This is a genomic window from Pseudomonas sp. W2I6 (genome assembly GCF_030815935.1).
In the GTDB taxonomy this organism is placed as follows: Bacteria; Pseudomonadota; Gammaproteobacteria; order Pseudomonadales; family Pseudomonadaceae; genus Aquipseudomonas.
Window position 1 is genome coordinate 5,842,544 of the sequence record NZ_JAUSXJ010000001.1, and the last position, 19,034, is coordinate 5,861,577.

The following is a 19,034-nucleotide window of genomic DNA, read 5'->3' on the forward strand; positions in this document are numbered from 1 at the left end:
TAACTCCTGAAAACGACCTCATGACGTGTCTATATAAGCCCGCGCATGGAGTGGGGGATATGACCCAGAAAAGACGTGAGAGAACGCAGGCGCAAGGTGTGTGAGCAGATCGGTAGCACTTGTGGGAAGGGAGAGAAACGACGTGGGAAAAGTCTGTCACCACAAGCACGGGTGACCGATGGTCATGAGGGGAAATCGTTCGGGAGCTACTTATCTAATTGCGACGCGCTAAAAGGTGGCGCTTGCGGGTGTCGGTGTTCACTTTATGAGCAGTGTTGCTCTTCTGTGGCGAGGGAGCTTGCTCCCGCTGGGCTGCGCAGCAGCCCCTAAATCTTGGGAGCGCTTCGCACTCCAGCGGGAGCAAGCTCCCTCGCCACAGCAAGCTCCCTCGCCACATAAAGCGGTATCAACACTCCACCGCACTCACCGCCAATCCACCCCGCGATGTTTCCTTGTACTTGTCATGCATATCCGCCCCGGTATCGCGCATGGTGCGGATCACCCGGTCCAGCGAGATGAAGTGCTGGCCATCCCCCCGCAGCGCCATCTGCGCCGCGTTGATCGCCTTCACCGCGGCAATCGCATTACGCTCGATGCACGGCACCTGCACCAGCCCGCCTACCGGGTCGCAGGTCAGGCCGAGGTTGTGTTCCAGGCCAATCTCCGCCGCGTTGCATAACTGCTCCGGCGTAGCCCCGAGGATCTCCGCCAAACCCGCCGCCGCCATGGCGCACGCCGAGCCGACTTCACCCTGGCAGCCGACTTCGGCACCCGAGATCGACGCGTTCTTCTTACACAGGATGCCCACCGCCGCTGCGCCGAGGAAATAGTCGACCACGTTGGCTTCGGTCACTTCTTCGCTGAACTTCATGAAGTAGTGCAGCACCGCCGGGATGATCCCCGCCGCGCCGTTGGTCGGTGCCGTGACCATGCGCCCGCCGGCGGCGTTTTCTTCATTCACCGCCAGGGCGAACAGGTTGACCCATTCCATCGCGCTCAAGGTCGAGCCGATCACATTCGGCTTGCCCAGCTCCTGCAAGCTGCGGTGCAACTTGGCTGCACGGCGCCTTACATTGAGGCCGCCGGGAAGGATGCCTTCGTGCTTTAGGCCTTGCTCCACGCAATCCTGCATGGCGCGCCAGAGCTTCATCAGGCCGCTGCGGATTTCTTCTTCCGAGCGCCAGGTTTTTTCGTTCGCCAACATCAGCTCAGCGACGCGCAGGTTGTGGGTCTTGCACAGCTGCAGCAGTTCCACCGCACTGGAAAAATCATAGGGCAGCTCGGTGCGGTCCATGTCCGCCACGCCGCTGTTGGCCTGGGCTTCATCCACCACGAATCCGCCGCCCACCGAGTAGTAGGTGTCGCGGTGCAGCTCGCCGTTATCATCGAACACCACCAGGGTCATGGCATTGGGGTGGAACGGCAGGTTTTCGTCGATCAGGCGCATGTCCCGCGCCCAGATGAACGGCACCGGCAAACGTGCGTCCAGCAGCAGGGTGTTGGTCTCGCGCAGGGTTTCGATGCGGATGCCGATCTGTGACGGATCGATCGCGTCCGGCCACTCGCCCATCAGGCCCATGATCACCGCGTTGTCGCTGCCGTGACCGATGCCCGTGGCCGATAAGGAGCCATACAGCTGAACTTCGACGCGCCTGACTTGTTCCAACACATCACGTTCACGTAATCCTTGAACGAACAACGCCGCGGCGCGCATGGGGCCGACGGTGTGAGAACTCGAAGGCCCAATGCCGATCTTGAACAGGTCGAAAACGCTGATAGCCATTGCCGTGAAACTCCTCGATGAGCACAGGCCAGGCGCACATAACGCCTGGTGACGGAGCTGCTACGCTCATGTCGCAATCCGCCCAGATGCGGCCATCATCAAGCTTTTGTTGGCGCTCACGGCGTCTCACACCGACGTACCCATGCTCATCAGCGCCGCTGTTGTGGAAGGCGACGTTTTGGCCGTTTTTTGCGGTGCAGATCGGTAAAAAGTGCAGTTTTGCCGTGGAAAAAATCTGTAAGCGACGTCACCGACACTGGATACGACCATCCCTGTACTGGATACGACGCCCCCTGTAGGCGTCAGATTTTCACTGGTACATGATCAGTCTCGACTCGTTTGCACAGTTGCGTGGCAGAGCTGTGCCGCACGCCCAACCGCAACACCTATAAGCGCGGTGTTATTGCCGCCAGAAAAACACCAGGAGTCCACCCCCATGAAAGGTTCCCCGTCGTTGTTGTTGGCCGCCATGCTGAGTCTGCCAGTCGTGGCTCACGCTGCAGAACCGGCGCAATGCCAGACCGTCAACTTCTCCGATGTCGGCTGGACCGACATCACCGTCACCACGGCCACCACCAGCGAAGTCCTCAAGGGCCTCGGCTACAAACCCCGCACCACGATGATTTCAGTACCAGTGACCTACAAGTCCCTGGCCGACGGCAAGAACATGGACATCTTCCTCGGCAACTGGATGCCGACCATGGAAAACGACATCAAGCAGTACCGTGATGCCGGCACCGTGGAAACCGTGCGCGCCAACCTGGAAAACGCCAAGTACACCCTGGCCGTACCGGAAGCGCTGTACAACAAGGGCCTGAAAGACTTCGCCGACATCGTCAAATTCAAGGATGAGCTGGGCGGCAAGATCTACGGGATCGAGCCGGGCAACGACGGCAACCGGACCATCCAGACCCTCATCGACAAGGACGCTTTCGGCCTGAAAACCGCCGGTTTCAAAGTGGTCGAATCCAGCGAAGCCGGGATGCTTTCGCAGGTGGAACGCGCCACCAAGCGCGACCAGGCCATCGTGTTCCTCGGCTGGGAACCGCACCCGATGAACACCCGCTTCAAGATGAAGTACCTGACCGGGGGTGATGATTCATTCGGCCCCAACTACGGCCAGGCCACCATCTACACCAACGTCCGCAAGGGCTACACCCAGGAATGCAGCAACGTGGGCCAGTTGCTGAAAAACCTGTCGTTCACCCTGAACATGGAAAGCACCCTGATGGGTAACGTCCTGGACGACAAAATGAAGCCTGACGCCGCCGCCAAGGCGTGGCTGAAGAAGAACCCGCAAGTGCTCGACACCTGGCTCGCCGGTGTCACCACGGTCGATGGCAAACCAGGACTGGAGGCCGTCAAAGCTTACCTCGCCAAGTAAACCGCTGACCCCGGGCCGGTACGCTGGCCCGGGATGTTTTTCCTCTTCGCATGTGGACATTCACTACCATGCTGACTGAACATAAAATTCCGCTAGGCCAGTACATCGCTGCCTTCGTTGAGTGGTTGACCCAACACGGGGCCGCCTACTTCGACGCAATCGCATCGACCCTGGAAACGATGATCCACGGCGTGACGTTCGCGCTGACCTGGTTCAATCCACTGGCATTGATCGGTCTGATTGCGCTGCTCGCTCACTTCATTCAACGCAAATGGGGCCTGACCGTTTTTGTCATCGCCTCCTTCCTGCTGATCCTCAACCTGGGGTACTGGCAGGAAACCATGGAGACCCTGGCGCAAGTGCTGTTCGCCACCCTGGTCTGCGTGGTGATCGGGGTGCCGCTGGGCATTGTTGCCGCGCACAAACCGATGTTCTACACCCTGATGCGGCCGGTGCTCGATCTGATGCAGACCGTACCGACCTTCGTCTACCTCATCCCTACCCTGACCCTCTTCGGGCTGGGTGTGGTGCCCGGGCTGATTTCCACGGTGGTGTTTGCGATTGCCGCGCCTATCCGTCTGACTTACCTGGGTATCCGTGATGTGCCGCAAGAGTTGATGGACGCCGGCAAGGCCTTTGGCTGCTCGCGCCGTCAGTTGCTCTCGCGGATCGAACTGCCCCACGCCATGCCGAGCATCGCCGCCGGCATTACCCAATGCATCATGCTGTCGTTGTCGATGGTGGTGATCGCGGCCCTGGTGGGCGCCGACGGCCTCGGCAAACCGGTGGTCAACGCGCTGAACACCGCCGACATCGCCCTGGGCTTTGAAGCCGGCCTGGCGATCGTATTGCTGGCCATCATGCTCGACCGCATCTGCAAACAACCCGACGCCAAAGTAGGGGGTGATGCATGAGCATTATCCGATTCGAAAATGTCGACGTGATCTTCTCCAAAGACCCACGCGAGGCGCTCAAGCTGCTGGACCAGGGCATGACGCGCAACGAGATCCTGAAAAAGACCGGGCAGATTGTCGGCGTTGAAAACGCCAGCCTGGATGTCGAGAAAGGCGAGATCTGCGTGCTGATGGGCCTGTCCGGTTCGGGCAAGTCGAGCTTGTTGCGCTGCATCAACGGCTTGAACACCGTCAGCCGCGGCAAGCTGTTTGTGGAGCATGAAGGTCGCCAGATCGACATCGCATCCTGCACCCCCGCCGAGCTGAAAATGATGCGCACCCAGCGCATCGCCATGGTGTTCCAGAAGTTCGCCCTGATGCCCTGGCTGACGGTGCGCGAGAACATCAGCTTCGGCCTGGAGATGCAGGGCCGCCCGGAGAAAGAGCGGCGCAAGTTGGTGGACGACAAGCTGGAACTGGTGGGCCTGTCGCAGTGGCGCAACAAGAAGCCCGACGAGCTTTCCGGTGGCATGCAGCAGCGTGTCGGCCTGGCCCGCGCATTGGCGATGGACGCCGATATCCTGTTGATGGACGAACCCTTCTCGGCACTCGACCCGCTGATCCGCCAGGGCTTGCAGGATGAGTTGCTGGAGCTGCAACGCAAGCTGAGCAAGACCATCGTATTCGTGAGCCATGACCTGGATGAGGCGCTGAAACTCGGCAGCCGCATCGCGATCATGAAAGACGGGCGGATCATCCAGTACAGCGTGCCGGAAGAGATCGTGCTGAACCCGGCGGATGACTATGTGCGGACCTTCGTGGCCCACACCAACCCGCTGAATGTGCTGTGTGGCCGCAGCCTGATGCGCACGGTGGATAACTGCACCCACGTCAACGGCTCCATCAGCCTGGACCCGGGCGGTGACTCGTGGCTGGACCTGGCCGAAGGCAACACCATCAAGGGCGCGCGGCAGAACGGTTCGGTGCTGAACCTGCAGAACTGGGCACCGGGGCAATCGGTGGAGGGCCTGGGCCGGATGCCGACGCTGGTGGATTCGAATATCGGGATGCGTGAGGCGTTGCAGATTCGATATCAGACAGGCAACAAGCTGGTGCTGCAGGACGACAACAAGGTGGTGGGGATTCTGGGTGACAGCGAGCTCTATCACGCCCTTTTGGGCAAGAACCTGGGCTAACAGACACCGCAAAATAAATGTGAGAGCGGGCTTGCTCGCGAATGCGGTGTATCAGTGTCAGATGTACTGACTGACACTGCGCATTCGCGAGCAAGCCCGCTCCCACATTTTGCTCAGGTGGTGTCAGTATTTGATCGTTCCCACGCTCTGCGTGGGAATGCCGCAATGGACGCTCTGCGTCCGCTCTTGAAATCGTGACGCGGAGCGTCACAGGATGCGTTCCCACGCGCAGCGTAGGAACGATCATCATCACCAACCTTTAGCTATAGACACGGCCAAGGAGCTGCCGATGGCTTTCAAACTGATCGAGCACGTCCCGGGTGATCTGCTCCTGGGTGAAGCCCATCAGGTCGTATTCCTGAGGCCCGTTGTGCAGGTAAACCTCGGCGCGGTAGTAGCGCGTGCGCTCTTCCTCGGGCAAGTCGTTCGGTGCCGACGAATAAGCATCCAGGCTGACCTCGTAGACAAACGGATTGCCCTCTTGCATCTCGATGCGCACACCAATGCAGCGCTTGGATTTGCCCAGCAGGGTCTGCACTTCCAGCCCCTGGTCACGCAACGCAGTCGCCGCTTCTTCCAGCGCCGGCGTGACGTGCTTGTCCATAAAGCGTTGCACGGTACCCTGGCTAGGTTGCAGGTCCAGGGCAGTCAAACGCTCGCTGAAACCACGCCGACCACGCTCGGCCAACTGCGCCTGCTCCAACTCGATCGCCACGTCCTGGCGCATCGCCTTGTGCAGGCCGAACATGAAGAACACCAGCACCACCGAGAACGGCAAGCCCGCCAGCACCACCATGGTTTGCATGGCTTCGAAGTTACCGGCGAACAACAGGCCGATGGTCACCAGGGTGATCACCGCCGACCAGAAAATCCGCAGCCAATGCGGCGCATCTTCGTCAACGTTGCCGCCCTTGCAGGACAGGTTCGCCATCATCACCGCGCCGGAATCCGCCGGGGTCAGGAACAGTACGAAGCCCACGAAGATCGACACACCGATGACGATTTTCGACGCCGGGTAATGCTCAAGCAGTTGGTAGATCGCCATGGACGGCTGTTCCAGCGCCGTCTTGCCCAACTCCACCGCGCCATGGTTCACCACCAGGTCCAGGGCCGAGTTGCCGAAGATCGACAGCCACGCCAGGGTGAAGCCCAGCGGGATCAGCAGCACGCCGGCCACCAGTTCACGCACCGTGCGACCACGGGAAATACGCGCGATGAACATGCCCACAAATGGCGCCCAGGAAATCCACCAGGCCCAGTAGAACAGGGTCCACAGGCCCATCCAGCGTTCGGTCTTGTCGGCGTCGCCTTCGTACACGTACAGGTCGAAGGTCTTCAGCACGATGCCGTTCATGTAGTCGCCGATGTTCTGCACGAAGCCGTTGAGCAGGTGCAGGGTCGGGCCGAACAGCAGCACGAAAATCAGCAGGCCGCTGAACAGCACGATGTTCAGGTTGGACAGGCGGCGAATGCCGTTCTCCACACCCGACACGGCGGCAATGGTCGCCACGGTGCTCATCACGATGATCACGATCAGCAGGTTGGTGTTGCTGTGCTGCATGCCGAACAGGTTTTCCAGCCCGGACGACACTTGCATCGAGCCAATCCCCAGGTTCGTCACCAGGCCCAGCAGGGTCACGAACATGCCGAAGCCGTCCACCGCGTGACCGGCCGCGCCTTTGACCCAACGCTCGCCCACCAGCGGGTACAGCGCCGAGCGCAGGGCCAGCGGCTGGTTATGACGGTAGGCAAAGTACGCCACGGCCAGGCCGACCAGTGCGTAGATCGCCCAGCCGTGCAGGCCCCAGTGCAGGAACGTCAACTGCAACGCCTGGCGTGCAGCTTCGCCGGTGGCCGATGCGCCTTCAGGCGGGTTGAAGTAGTGGTCCAGCGGCTCGGAGGCGCCGAAGTACAGCAGCGAGATGCCGATGCCCGACGAGAAGAGCATGCCGGCCCAGGCGCCGTAGCTGAAGTCCGGGGTGTCGTCCTTGCTGCCCAGTTTCAATTTGCCATAGGACGAAAACGCCAGGCCCACCACAAACACCAGGTAGGCGGCGATCACGACCATGTAGTACCAGCCAAAGCTTTTCGACAACCAGGCTTGGGCCACACCGAGCATCCTGCCGGCTTCCTGCGGGGCGATGATCAGAATCGCGGTCAACAACAGAATCAGCGCGGTGGAGGTGTAGAACACCCAACCGTTGACCCGCACCTTTTCTGGCGGGGTCTTTATAAGAGAGGCAGAACTCATGGCACAGATGCTCCGGGCAGTGCAGAGAAACACAAGGCAACGCTTGACCCGAGCCATCGATTTTTCGGCAGTCGACGGACGGGTGTATAAAGACACCCCGAAAAACCATAAACCCCCGGCGAACCGCTGTGCCGGGCTGTTTCATGGGTTTTCCCGATGTCAGGTGGCGCCACATGCACGTAGGAAATACCTGTAGGCAGCGACCATTTGTCGCAGATCTTATTCTTTGTTGATTGAACGTTCAATCAAAACAAAATAGACTGGCCCTCAAGCCGACGGACGTTTATCGCCCGTTGGCAGGCCTAAGGAGAGGTGCACGATGCCCAAGGTCGGTATGCAACCCATACGCCGCCAGCAGTTGATCGAAGCCACATTGACGGCCGTCGATCAGGTCGGAATGGGGGATGCCAGCATTGCGCTGATCGCCCGTCTGGCCGGTGTCTCGAATGGCATCATCAGTCACTATTTTCAGGACAAGAATGGCCTGATCGCCGCCACGATGCGGTACCTGATGAACGTGCTGATCGAGAACGTCACCGAGCGCCGGTTGGCGCTGAAAGATGACAGCCCGCGGGCCCATCTTCAGGTGATCATCGAAGGCAACTTCGACGCCAGCCAAGTCAACGGCCCGGCTATGAAAACCTGGCTGGCCTTCTGGGCCACCAGCATGCACCACCCGTCATTGCACAGGCTGCAGCGGATCAACGATCACCGTCTGTATTCCAACCTGTGTTGCCAGTTCCGCCGAGCGTTGCCGTTGCCCGAGGCACGCAGCGCAGCCCGAGGCCTGGCGGCCCTGATCGACGGTTTGTGGTTGCGCGGCGCCCTGTCGGGAGACGCTTTCGACACGGAGCAGGCGCAACGGATCGCTTACGAATACATGGATTTCCAATTGGCCAAGCAGGTGAGTTAGAGCACACATAAACGCTCAACTCCCGAACCGCGCCAACCACTAATGCACTTGCGAGGACTTTATGGCCCGTTTCGAACTGCAAAAACTCTACATTGACGGCGGCTACTCCGACGCTGGCAGCGATGCCACTTTCGAAGCCATCAACCCGGCTAACGGTGAAGTTCTCGCCAACGTGCAACGCGCTACCAAAGAAGACGTCGAGCGCGCTGTGGTCAGCGCCGAAAAGGGCCAGAAAATCTGGGCCGCCATGACTGCCATGGAGCGTTCGCGCATCCTGCGTCGTGCCGTCGACATCCTGCGTGAGCGCAACGACGAACTGGCCGCCCTGGAAACCCTGGACACCGGCAAGCCGTATTCCGAAACCCAATACGTCGACATCGTCACCGGCGCTGACGTGCTGGAATACTACGCAGGCCTGGTGCCCGCCATCGAAGGCGAGCAGATCCCGCTGCGTGACACTTCTTTCGTCTACACCCGTCGCGAGCCGCTGGGCGTCGTGGCCGGTATCGGCGCGTGGAACTACCCGATCCAGATCGCCCTGTGGAAATCCGCACCTGCCCTGGCGGCCGGTAACGCGATGATCTTCAAGCCAAGCGAAGTCACCTCGCTGACCACCCTGAAACTGGCTGAAATCTACACCGCCGCCGGCGTTCCGGATGGCGTGTTCAACGTCCTGACCGGCAGCGGCCGTGAAGTCGGCACCTGGCTGACCGAACACCCGCGCATCGAGAAAGTCTCCTTCACCGGCGGCACCGACACCGGCAAGAAAGTCATGGCCAGCGCTTCGAGCTCTTCGCTCAAGGAAGTCACCATGGAACTGGGCGGCAAATCCCCGCTGATCATTTTCGACGACGCCGACCTCGACCGCGCCGCCGACATCGCGATGATGGCCAACTTCTACAGCTCGGGCCAGGTCTGCACCAACGGCACCCGCGTGTTCGTTCCGACCGCCCTCAAAGGCGCGTTCGAAGCCAAGATAGCCGAGCGCGTTGCCCGCATCCGCATCGGCAACCCGGAAGATGAAAACACCAACTTCGGCCCGCTGGTCAGCTTCGCCCACATGGAAAGCGTGCTCGGCTACATCGCCAAAGGTAAAGAAGAAGGCGCCCGCGTGCTGTGCGGCGGCGACCGTCTGACCGACGGTGAATTCGCCAAGGGTGCCTACGTGGCCCCGACCGTGTTCACTGACTGCACCGACGAAATGACCATCGTGCGTGAAGAAATCTTCGGCCCGGTGATGAGCATCCTCACCTACGACACCGAAGAAGAAGTGATCCGCCGTGCCAACGACACCGACTTCGGCCTGGCCGCGGGCCTGGTGACCAAGGACCTGAACCGCGCCCACCGCGTGATTCATCAGCTGGAAGCCGGTATCTGCTGGATCAACGCCTGGGGCGAGTCCGACGCGAAGATGCCGGTGGGCGGCTACAAGCAGTCGGGCGTGGGCCGTGAAAACGGGATCAGCTCGCTGAACAACTTCACTCGCATCAAATCGGTACAGGTTGAGCTGGGCGACTACTCCTCGGTGTTCTAAAACCTGATTGAGCCTGGCATGGCCCATGTGGCGAGGGGGCTTGCTCCCGTCGGGCTGCGAAGCAGCCCCATGCCAGGTACCGCAGTTCTTTCAGACAGAACTCGAGCGCTGACTTTGCGACTGCTGCGCAGTCGAACGGGAGCAAGCTCCCTCGCCACAAAAGCAGCCTGAACCAACTTTCACGAGGGTGCATTCAATGTCCCAAGAATACGACTACATCATTGTGGGTGCCGGCTCTGCCGGTAACACCCTGGCGACCCGTCTGACCGAAGACGAAGGCGTCACCGTCCTGCTGCTGGAAGCCGGCGGCCCGGACTACCGTTTCGATTTCCGTACCCAGATGCCAGCCGCCCTGGCGTTCCCGCTGCAAGGCCGCCGCTACAACTGGGCCTACGAAACTGATCCAGAACCACACATGGACGGCCGCCGGATGGAATGCGGTCGCGGCAAGGGCCTCGGCGGCTCCTCGTTGATCAACGGCATGTGCTACATCCGCGGCAACGCGATGGACTACGACAACTGGTCGAAACTGCCGGGCCTGGAAGACTGGACCTACCTGGACTGCCTGCCGTATTTCCGTAAAGCCGAAACCCGCGACATCGGCCCGAACGACTACCACGGTGGCGACGGCCCGGTCAGCGTGACCACGCCAAAAGCCGGCAACAACCCGCTGTTCCACGCGATGGTTGAAGCAGGCGTACAGGCCGGTTACCCACGCACCGAAGACTTGAACGGCTACCAGCAGGAAGGCTTCGGCCCGATGGACCGTACCGTGACGCCAAACGGTCGTCGCGCCAGTACCGCTCGCGGTTACCTGGACACGGCCAAGAAGCGCTCGACGCTGACCATCGTCACCCACGCCCTGACCGACAAAGTCCTGTTCGAAGGCAAGCGTGCCGTCGGCGTGCGTTACCTGATCGGTGCTGCCGAAGAGCGCGTTGAAGCCCGTGCCCGCAAGGAAGTCCTGGTGTGCAGCGGCGCAATCGCTTCGCCGCAACTGCTGCAACGCTCCGGTGTTGGCCCGGCGAAACTGCTGGAAGGCCTCGACATCCCGGTGGTCCACGACCTGCCAGGCGTCGGCGAAAACCTGCAGGATCACCTTGAGCTGTACCTGCAATACGCCTGCACCCAACCGGTCTCGCTGTACCCGTCGCTGCTCTGGTACAACCAGCCGGCCATCGGTGCCGAGTGGCTGTTCAACGGCACCGGCATCGGCGCCAGCAACCAGTTCGAAGCGGGCGGTTTCATCCGTACCCGTGAAGAATTCGATTGGCCGAACATCCAGTACCACTTCCTGCCGGTGGCGATTAACTACAACGGCAGCAACGGTGTGAAAGAGCACGGTTTCCAGGCGCACATGGGCTCCATGCGTTCGCCGAGCCGTGGCCGCGTGCAGTTGAAGTCGAAGAACCCACGGGAATACCCGAGCATCCTCTTCAACTACATGGCCACCGAACAGGACTGGCAGGAATTCCGTGACGGCATCCGCCTGACCCGTGAAATCATGCAGCAGCCGGCACTGGATCAATACCGTGGCCGCGAAATCAGCCCGGGCATCGACGTGCAGACCGACGAGCAACTGGACAAGTTTATCCGTGAGCACGCCGAGACCGCGTTCCACCCGTCCTGCTCGTGCAAGATGGGCACCGACGAGATGGCCGTGGTTGACGCCGAAGGCCGTGTGCATGGCATGCAGGGTCTGCGGGTAGTTGACGCGTCGATCATGCCGATCATCACCACCGGCAACCTGAACGCGCCGACGATCATGATCGCCGAGAAAATCGCCGACAAGATCCGTGGCCGCAAGCCACTGCCGCGCAGCACTGCGGATTACTACGTGGCAGGCGATGCGCCGGTGCGTGGCAAGCCGATGCGTGAAGTGGGTCCTACAGCGCAGTAACTGATGGACCGAGGTGCTCCCTTCGCGAGCAAGCCCGCTCCCACATTTTTGACCGTGTGAACCCGATCAAATGTGGGAGGGGGCTTGCTCCCGAAGAGGCCCGATCTGACACCGCAAGACCTCCCGCCCGCCTACACTTTCCTTGATCAGCTCCCAGCCCAGGCCTACTCTGTTTGCCTGCCCGCGCCGAGCCGCCCACAAGGAAGGCCCCATGTTCGAACACCACGCCACACTCAAAAAGCAGTTCAGTGCCCTGCGCACTACCGCCGAATTCTTTTCCCTGCGCTACGTCCGCGAGTCCGGCCAGTACCTGTCGGTACGCAAGAACGTCGCCGAGCCGCCACACCTCAGCCAGGACGAAGGCGCGATGCTCACCGTGCGCCTCAATGGCGTCGAAGCCTACGCCGCCACCCACGACATCTCCCTGCCCGGCCTGCAAGCCGCCCTTGAGCGCGCCGAACAGCAAGCCCGGCTCATCAAGCCCCACGCCCTGCTCGACCTGCGCGACCAGCCAGTGTCCAGCGACATTGCCGACTACCTGTCGCCGAGCCTCGACCAGCCCTTCCCGTCCCTGAGCGACTGCTACCAACTGCTCGGCGCCGAATCGGCCGCCGTGCCCAAGGACGAGCGCCTGGTGAACTGGGAAGTCAGCCTGGGCACCACCCACGTCGAACAGATCTACCTCAACAGCGCCGGCGCCGAACTGCGCCAGGCCCAGCGGTTTGTGTTCCCGGGTGTCAACGTCACGGCCTACGACGGCAATGACAGCCAGACCCGCACCCTGGGCGGCACCAACTTCGGCCAGCAAGGCGGCTTTGACGTGATCAGCCGCTTCGGCCTGGTGGGCGCCGCGCCGCAGATTGCCGACCAGGCGCTGCAACTGCTGCTGGCCCCGAACACGCCCCAGGGCCCACGCGACCTGCTGCTGATGCCCGACCAGATGATCCTGCAGATCCACGAATCCATCGGCCACCCGCTGGAACTCGACCGCATCCTGGGCGACGAGCGCAATTACGCCGGCACCAGCTTCGTCAAGGCCAGCGATTTCGGTCACCTGCAATACGGCTCCAACCTGCTGAACGTGACCTTCGACCCGGACATTCCCGAGCAGCTCGCCAGCTACGGGCATGACGACGACGGCACGAAGGCCAGCAAACAATTCCTGATCCGCGAAGGCTTGCTGCTCAAGCCGTTGGGCGGTGCGTTGTCGCAATACCGCTCCGGCATGCAAGGTGTGGCCAACAGCCGCGCCTGCAGCTGGAACCGCGCGCCGATCGACCGCATGGCCAACCTGAATATCGAGGCCGGCGACCAGAACATGGCGCAGCTGATTGGCGGCATCGAGAACGGCATCCTGATGTCCACCAACCGTTCGTGGTCGATTGACGATGCACGCAACAAATTCCAGTTTGGCTGCGAGTGGGGCCAGTTGATTGAAAACGGCGAACTCAAAGGCGTGGTAAAGAACCCCAACTACCGGGCGATTTCCGCGCAGTTCTGGCGCAACCTCAGCGCCGTCGGCGACGCCAGCACCTTCAAGGTGCTGGGCACGCCGAACTGCGGCAAGGGCGAACCCAACCAGGTGATCCGCGTCGGCCATGCGTCGCCGGCCTGTGTGTTCAGCAACGTGGACGTGTTCGGGGGAGACGCCTGATGAATAATTTCAAAGCCCTGGTGGATTGGCTCAAGCAGGCCATCACCGACCACGAACAATTCCACCTCGGCTACGCCGACGAGTCCTCCGAGTTTGTGCGTTTCAACCACGGCAAAGTGCGCCAGGCCGGCCAGGTGCAACAGGCCAGCCTGAACCTGAAGCTGATCAACGACGGGCGCCACGCCGACCTCGGTATCACCCTGGCGGGCGAGCCTGAACTGGATCGCCAGCGCCTGGCCGACGGCCTGCAACAACTGCGTGAGACCTTGCCGTTGTTGCCGCAGGATCCGTACCTACTGCTCAACCACAACGCCTGGCAAAACAAGGACCAGCAGGACCGACCGCTGCCGAACCTGGCCCAGGTGCTGGAAGCAATCAGCCTGGCCGCTGAAGGTGTGGACATGGTCGGCTTCTACGCCGCCGGCCCTATCAGCCGTGGTTTCGCCAGCTCATCAGGCGCCTTCGGCTGGCACCAGGCCAACAGTTTCAACTTCGACTTCAGCCTGTTCCACGCCAACGGTGAAGCGGTGAAAGCCAGCTACGCCGGCAACGATTGGGACAGCGTGGCCTTCGCCCAGCGTTTCAAGCAGGCCCGTGAGCAACTGGAATACCTTGGTCGCCCGCTGCACCCGCTGGCACCGGGGCAATATCGCGCCTACCTTGCCCCGGCGGCCATGGAAGAAATCATCAGCATGCTCACCTGGGGCGGGTTTTCCGCCCAGGCCATCGCCAGCAAAGGCAGCCCGTTGCAACGGTTGTATGGCGGTGATCAGTCCTTGAGCCCGCTGGTGACCCTGGACGAACAGGTCAGCGGCTCCCTGAGCTCGGCGTTTTCCCGTGACGGCTATCCGCGCAGTGATGTGAAACTGATCAATGCCGGCAAGGCTGAAGGCCAATTGGTGAACTCCCGCAGTGCTGCCGAATACGGCTTGAGCACCAATGGCGCCAGCGGCGATGAATCTCCCAGCGCCCTGCAGATGGCGGCCGGCAACCTGGCCCAGGCCGATATCCTCAAGCAACTGGGTACCGGCTTGTACATCAGCAACCTGTGGTACCTGAACTACTCCGACCAGCCCGCCGCACGCCTGACCGGCATGACCCGCTTCGCCACGTTCTGGGTCGAAGACGGCGAGATCAAGGCGCCGGTCAGCACCATGCGTTTTGATGACAGCGTGTACAGCCTGCTGGGCTCGCAACTGGAAGCGCTGACCGCTGATCGGGAATTGCTGCTGTCGGCGAGTACGTATAGCCAGCGCAATACGTCATCCAATCTGCTGCCGGGGGCGCTGGTAAAACGCCTGACCCTGACCTTATAAGCAACGCAAAACCCATGTGGGAGCGGGCTTGCTCGCGAATGCGGCGTGTCAGCCACTACATCTGTGACTGAGGCACCGCATTCGCGAGCAAGCCCGCTCCCACATTTAATTGCATTCCACATTTTGATTCGGTTCATCCTCAAAACCCCACTCCAGACACCTGGCCGTCCGGCCAGTTGTCGCTCGCGAAAAACCTCGTTATAAAGGTTGGTGGCACCTAGCCACGTCCGCGCGGTAAAAAAACTCAAACAACACCCCGCCGTCCTCAACCCACTTGCACGCAAGTGATGCACGACCTTGCCCGGGATAGGGCAAGCTGGAGCGTTGACATGAACCATGGAAGTTTTGTCATTGAAAAGCTGTTCAAGCACTACAACGTTCACGTAGAGCAGCTTGGTAACACCCCAGAGAAGAAAACCGTGCTGTTGGTCAACGGCGCGCTGTCCACCACCCGCTCGTTTGCACGCACCAGCAAGTGCCTGTCCGAGCACTTCAATGTGCTGATGTTCGACCTGCCGTTCTCCGGCTATTCACGCCCGCACAACACCGACCTCGACCTTGTGACCAAGGACGATGAAGTGCAGATCCTGCGCGCTCTGGTGGAACGCTTTGAGGTCAACCACCTGGTGTCTGCCTCATGGGGCGGGATTTCCACGCTGCTGACCCTCGCCCACAACCCGCCGTCGATTGAAAGCTCGGTGGTGATGGCACTGGCGCCCAACCTCAACCAGGCCATGCTCGAATACGTAGAGCGGGTGCGCGTGCTGATCGAGGCCGATGACAAATCCGCCGTCGGCCATCTGCTGAATGAAACCGTGGGCAAATACCTGTCGCCCCGGCTCAAGCGCAACAATCACCGGCACCTGTCGACCATGGCCACCACCGAGTATCGCCAGGCACGCTTCCATATCCATCAGGTGCTGGCGCTGGGTGACGGCAACTACCTGCCGCAACTGACCCGGATCGAAACCCCGGTGCACTTCCTCAACGGCGTGCTGGACGAGTACACCCCGGCAGACGAAGCCCAACTGTTCAAGAAATACGTAGGCCGCAGCAGCTTCGCCACCGCCGAGCACACTGGCCATTTGCTTGACCTGGAATCCCGCGAAGCGGCCCTGGCCGTGCACCGCGCGCTGATTGATTTCCTGGTGGGCAAACACGTGGCGTTGTCAGATATAGACGAAGCGCCAGTGGGAAAAGGAGCTGCCGATGGCGCATAATCGCCGACACATAGGCTGCTAACAAAAAGGTAACTCATGCCGAATCGCGCCCCTCTCGATGCCAAGACCGCCCGCTGGCTACCCTGGGTGGTAGCGATTGCCTTCTTCATGCAATCGCTGGATGGGACGATTCTCAACACCGCGTTGCCGGCCATGGCCCGAGACCTGGCGGAGAACCCCTTGCGCATGCAAGGCGTAGTGATTGCCTACATGCTCACCGTGGCCCTGCTGATTCCCGCCTCGGGCTGGGTGGCCGACCGCTTCGGCACCAAGAAGATCTTCTTCGGCGCGATCATGCTGTTCAGCATTGGCTCGTTGCTCTGCGCGCTCTCCAGCACGCTGACCATGCTGGTGGGCGCCCGGGTGATCCAGGGCCTGGGCGGTGCGTTGATGTTGCCGGTGGGCAGGCTGGTGGTGCTGCGCGCCTACCCGCGCTCGGAGCTGGTGCGGATCATGGGTTTCATCACCATTCCCGGGCTGCTCGGCCCACTGCTCGGCCCGACCATGGGCGGCTGGATGGTGCAATACCTGACCTGGCACTGGATCTTCCTGATCAACCTGCCGGTGGGCATCATCGGCTGCTACGCCGTCTGGAAATTCATCCCCGACCTGCGCGGCAGCGAACGTACGCGGTTCGACGGCGTGGGTTTCCTGCTGTTCGGCGCGGCGATGGTGCTGATCACTATCGCCATGGAAGGCCTCGGCGAATTGCACCTGCCGCACCTGCGGGTGATGTTGCTGCTGTTCGGCGGCCTCGCGTGCCTGGCGGCGTATTGGCTGCGCGCCGGGCATATCGACAACCCGCTGTTCTCGCCGGTGCTGTTCAAGACCCGGACCTTTGCGGTGGGCATCCTCGGCAACCTGTTCGCTCGCCTGGGCAGCGGCGCGTTGCCTTTCCTGGTGCCGCTGTTGCTGCAGGTGGCGCTCGGTTACTCACCGTCCGAAGCCGGGATGAGCATGCTGCCCCTGGCGGCGGCGGCGATGTTTGCCAAGTCCATCGCCCGGCCGCTGATCGAGCGCCTGGGCTACCGCGTGGTGCTGACCGGCAACACCCTGGCGCTGGGCATCATGCTGGCGAGCATGGGCCTGGTCAGCGAACACACGCCCTACCCGCTGCTGCTGAGCATGCTGGCGATCCTCGGGGCGATCAACTCGCTGCAATTCACCGCGATGAACACCGTGACCCTGATCGACCTCGACGACGCCCAGGCCAGCAGCGGCAACAGTTTGCTGTCGGTGGTGGCGCAGTTGTCCCTGAGCCTTGGGGTGGCCTGCGCCGGTGCGCTGCTGGGTGGTTTTACCGCCGAAGTGGGCAACGACGGGGTCGACACGGTGCTTGGGGCGTTCCAGTTGACCTTCGTCACCGTGGGCATCATGGCGATGCTGGCGGCGGCGATCTTCCTGCAATTGTCGCCAAAAGACGGCAAACGCGTGGTCAGCCGTGAGCACGACATTGAGCATTAACAGGCTTCTCGTCTAGAACTTGCAGGGAAAATCCCACGAGGCTGGTACACTGCGCGACATTTTGTTTTGCAGAGCCAGTCCCGTGACTACCATCGCCACCGCTTTTAATACTTTGCCCCTGTCCGCCGCCATGCTGGCTAACCTCGACTCGCTGGGTTATGTCGAGATGACGCAGATCCAGGCGCAAAGCTTGCCGGTGATCCTCAAAGGGCTGGACCTGATTGCCCAGGCCAAGACCGGCAGCGGCAAGACCGCAGCCTTCGGCATCGGCCTGCTGAACCCGATCAACCCGCGCTACTTCGGTTGCCAGGCACTGGTCATGTGCCCGACCCGCGAGCTGGCTGACCAGGTGGCCAAGGAAATCCGTCGCCTGGCCCGCGCCGAAGACAACATCAAGGTGCTGACCCTGTGCGGCGGCGTGTCCCTCGGCCCGCAGATCGCCTCCCTGGAGCACGGCGCCCACGTCATCGTCGGCACCCCGGGCCGCATCCAGCAGCACCTGCGCAAGGGTTCGCTGGTTTTGGACGGCTTGAACACGCTGATCCTCGATGAAGCCGACCGCATGCTCGACATGGGCTTCTACGACGCCATCGAAGACATCATCAGCAAGACCCCGGCCCGCCGCCAGACCCTGCTGTTCTCGGCCACCTACCCGGTGAGCATCAAGCAGCTGGCCTCGAAATTCATGCGCGCGCCGCAACAGGTCAAGGCCGAAGCGTTCCACTCGGACGATCAGATCGAGCAGCGCTTCTACGAGATTTCTCCGGAAGAGCGCATGGACGCGGTGACCAAGGTCCTGGCGCATTTCCGCCCGGCGTCTTGCGTAGCCTTCTGCTTCACCAAGCAGCAAGTGCAGGAAACCGTGGATCACCTGACCGCCAAGGGCATCTCCGCCGTTGGCCTGCATGGCGACCTGGAACAGCGCGACCGTGACCAGGTACTGGCGATGTTCGCCAACCGCAGTACGTCGGTACTGGTCGCCACCGACGTGGCAGCCCGTGGCCTGGACATTGATGCACTGGACATGGTGATCAACGTCGAACTGGCCCGCGACTCGGAAATCCACATTCACCGCGTGGGCCGTACCGGTCGCGCGGGTGAGACTGGCATCGCTATCAGCCTGGTTGCCCCGTCTGAAGCCCACCGCGCCCAGGCCATCGAGCAGTTGCAAAAGTCGCCGCTGAACTGGGACCAGTTGGACAACCTCAAGCCGCAAAGCGGCGGCCCGTTGCTGCCGGTGATGAGCACCCTGTGCATTGCCGCCGGCCGTAAGGACAAGGTTCGCCCGGGCGACATCCTCGGCGCACTGACCGGTGAAGCCGGGATTCCGGGGGCCCAGGTCGGCAAGATCGCGATCTTTGATTTCCAGGCGTTCGTGGCCGTTGAACGCGGGATCGCCAAGCAGGCGCTGCAGCGTTTGAATGAAGGCAAGATCAAAGGCCGTTCGTTGCGCGTGCGTATCCTGTAAAGATCTCAAGCTATACCGAGATCAAAAATGTGGGAGCGGGCTTGCTCGCGAATGCGGA

At 61.4% G+C, this 19,034-nt stretch carries 13 protein-coding genes; 11 read left to right on the forward strand and 2 right to left on the reverse strand.

All coding sequences use genetic code 11. The features are described 5' to 3' along the window. Positions 1-406: 406 nt before the first annotated feature. Positions 407-1,783, reverse strand: coding sequence for an L-serine ammonia-lyase (locus tag QF039_RS27055; RefSeq protein WP_177066823.1), 1,377 nt, complete (start codon positions 1,781-1,783; stop codon positions 407-409). A gap of 436 nt (positions 1,784-2,219) precedes the next feature. On the opposite strand from QF039_RS27055, the gene QF039_RS27060 reads away from it, so the two are divergent. The 3 genes from QF039_RS27060 (at position 2,220) to choV (ending at position 5,256) form a co-directional block, all read left to right on the forward strand. Beyond that, the gene (locus QF039_RS27060; protein WP_003216912.1) at positions 2,220-3,167 is read left to right on the forward strand and encodes a choline ABC transporter substrate-binding protein; all 948 of its coding nucleotides are present in this window, start codon (positions 2,220-2,222) and stop codon (positions 3,165-3,167) included. Positions 3,168-3,235: 68 nt separating this feature from the next. Beyond that, complete coding sequence (gene choW, locus QF039_RS27065; protein ID WP_003216909.1) at positions 3,236-4,081, forward strand: choline ABC transporter permease subunit; 846 nt, start codon at positions 3,236-3,238, stop codon at positions 4,079-4,081. Further along, positions 4,078-5,256: a choline ABC transporter ATP-binding protein gene (gene choV, locus QF039_RS27070; protein WP_008434041.1), complete on the forward strand. Its 1,179-nt coding sequence runs from the start codon at positions 4,078-4,080 to the stop codon at positions 5,254-5,256. The genes choW and choV overlap by 4 nt, the downstream gene beginning before the upstream one ends. 259 nt (positions 5,257-5,515) lie before the next feature. On the opposite strand, the gene QF039_RS27075 is transcribed toward choV, so the two are convergent. After that, entirely contained in the window at positions 5,516-7,450 is a 1,935-nt protein-coding gene (locus QF039_RS27075) for a BCCT family transporter (protein WP_236260840.1), read from the reverse strand. A gap of 376 nt (positions 7,451-7,826) precedes the next feature. Here QF039_RS27075 and betI point away from each other — a divergent pair, with 376 nt between their 5' ends. The 8 genes from betI to dbpA all read left to right on the forward strand — a co-directional run bounded on the left by betI (position 7,827) and on the right by dbpA (position 18,976). Continuing rightward, entirely contained in the window at positions 7,827-8,420 is a 594-nt protein-coding gene (betI, locus tag QF039_RS27080; RefSeq protein ID WP_003216902.1) for a transcriptional regulator BetI, read from the forward strand. A gap of 61 nt (positions 8,421-8,481) precedes the next feature. Then, positions 8,482-9,954, forward strand: coding sequence for a betaine-aldehyde dehydrogenase (gene betB / locus QF039_RS27085; protein WP_307521609.1), 1,473 nt, complete (start codon positions 8,482-8,484; stop codon positions 9,952-9,954). A gap of 196 nt (positions 9,955-10,150) precedes the next feature. Continuing rightward, entirely contained in the window at positions 10,151-11,854 is a 1,704-nt protein-coding gene (gene betA / locus QF039_RS27090) for a choline dehydrogenase (protein WP_307521612.1), read from the forward strand. 211 nt (positions 11,855-12,065) lie between these two features. After that, positions 12,066-13,508: a TldD/PmbA family protein gene (locus QF039_RS27095; RefSeq protein WP_102370072.1), complete on the forward strand. Its 1,443-nt coding sequence runs from the start codon at positions 12,066-12,068 to the stop codon at positions 13,506-13,508. After that, complete coding sequence (locus QF039_RS27100) at positions 13,508-14,824, forward strand: TldD/PmbA family protein (protein ID WP_307521615.1); 1,317 nt, start codon at positions 13,508-13,510, stop codon at positions 14,822-14,824. The genes QF039_RS27095 and QF039_RS27100 overlap by 1 nt, the downstream gene beginning before the upstream one ends. 329 nt (positions 14,825-15,153) lie before the next feature. Next, on the forward strand, positions 15,154-16,044 hold the full coding sequence (locus QF039_RS27105) for an alpha/beta fold hydrolase (RefSeq protein WP_307521618.1): 891 nt from the start codon (positions 15,154-15,156) through the stop codon (positions 16,042-16,044). A gap of 36 nt (positions 16,045-16,080) precedes the next feature. After that, a complete protein-coding gene (mdtD, locus tag QF039_RS27110; RefSeq protein ID WP_003216894.1) occupies positions 16,081-17,508 on the forward strand; it encodes a multidrug transporter subunit MdtD in 1,428 nt (475 codons plus the stop codon). A 130-nt stretch (positions 17,509-17,638) separates the two neighbouring features. Then, the gene (dbpA, locus tag QF039_RS27115) at positions 17,639-18,976 is read left to right on the forward strand and encodes an ATP-dependent RNA helicase DbpA (protein ID WP_307523040.1); all 1,338 of its coding nucleotides are present in this window, start codon (positions 17,639-17,641) and stop codon (positions 18,974-18,976) included. Positions 18,977-19,034: the final 58 nt, after the last annotated feature.

Coding starts and splice junctions, on each gene's coding strand:
- QF039_RS27055 (WP_177066823.1), bottom strand. CDS start 1,783: ATGGCTATCAGCGTTTTCGACCTGTTCAAGATCGGCATTGGGCCTTCG.
- QF039_RS27060 (WP_003216912.1), top strand. CDS start 2,220: ATGAAAGGTTCCCCGTCGTTGTTGTTGGCCGCCATGCTGAGTCTGCCA.
- choV (WP_008434041.1), top strand. CDS start 4,078: ATGAGCATTATCCGATTCGAAAATGTCGACGTGATCTTCTCCAAAGAC.
- QF039_RS27100 (WP_307521615.1), top strand. CDS start 13,508: ATGAATAATTTCAAAGCCCTGGTGGATTGGCTCAAGCAGGCCATCACC.
- QF039_RS27095 (WP_102370072.1), top strand. CDS start 12,066: ATGTTCGAACACCACGCCACACTCAAAAAGCAGTTCAGTGCCCTGCGC.
- choW (WP_003216909.1), top strand. CDS start 3,236: ATGCTGACTGAACATAAAATTCCGCTAGGCCAGTACATCGCTGCCTTC.
- betA (WP_307521612.1), top strand. CDS start 10,151: ATGTCCCAAGAATACGACTACATCATTGTGGGTGCCGGCTCTGCCGGT.
- QF039_RS27105 (WP_307521618.1), top strand. CDS start 15,154: ATGAACCATGGAAGTTTTGTCATTGAAAAGCTGTTCAAGCACTACAAC.
- dbpA (WP_307523040.1), top strand. CDS start 17,639: ATGCTGGCTAACCTCGACTCGCTGGGTTATGTCGAGATGACGCAGATC.
- mdtD (WP_003216894.1), top strand. CDS start 16,081: ATGCCGAATCGCGCCCCTCTCGATGCCAAGACCGCCCGCTGGCTACCC.
- betB (WP_307521609.1), top strand. CDS start 8,482: ATGGCCCGTTTCGAACTGCAAAAACTCTACATTGACGGCGGCTACTCC.
- betI (WP_003216902.1), top strand. CDS start 7,827: ATGCCCAAGGTCGGTATGCAACCCATACGCCGCCAGCAGTTGATCGAA.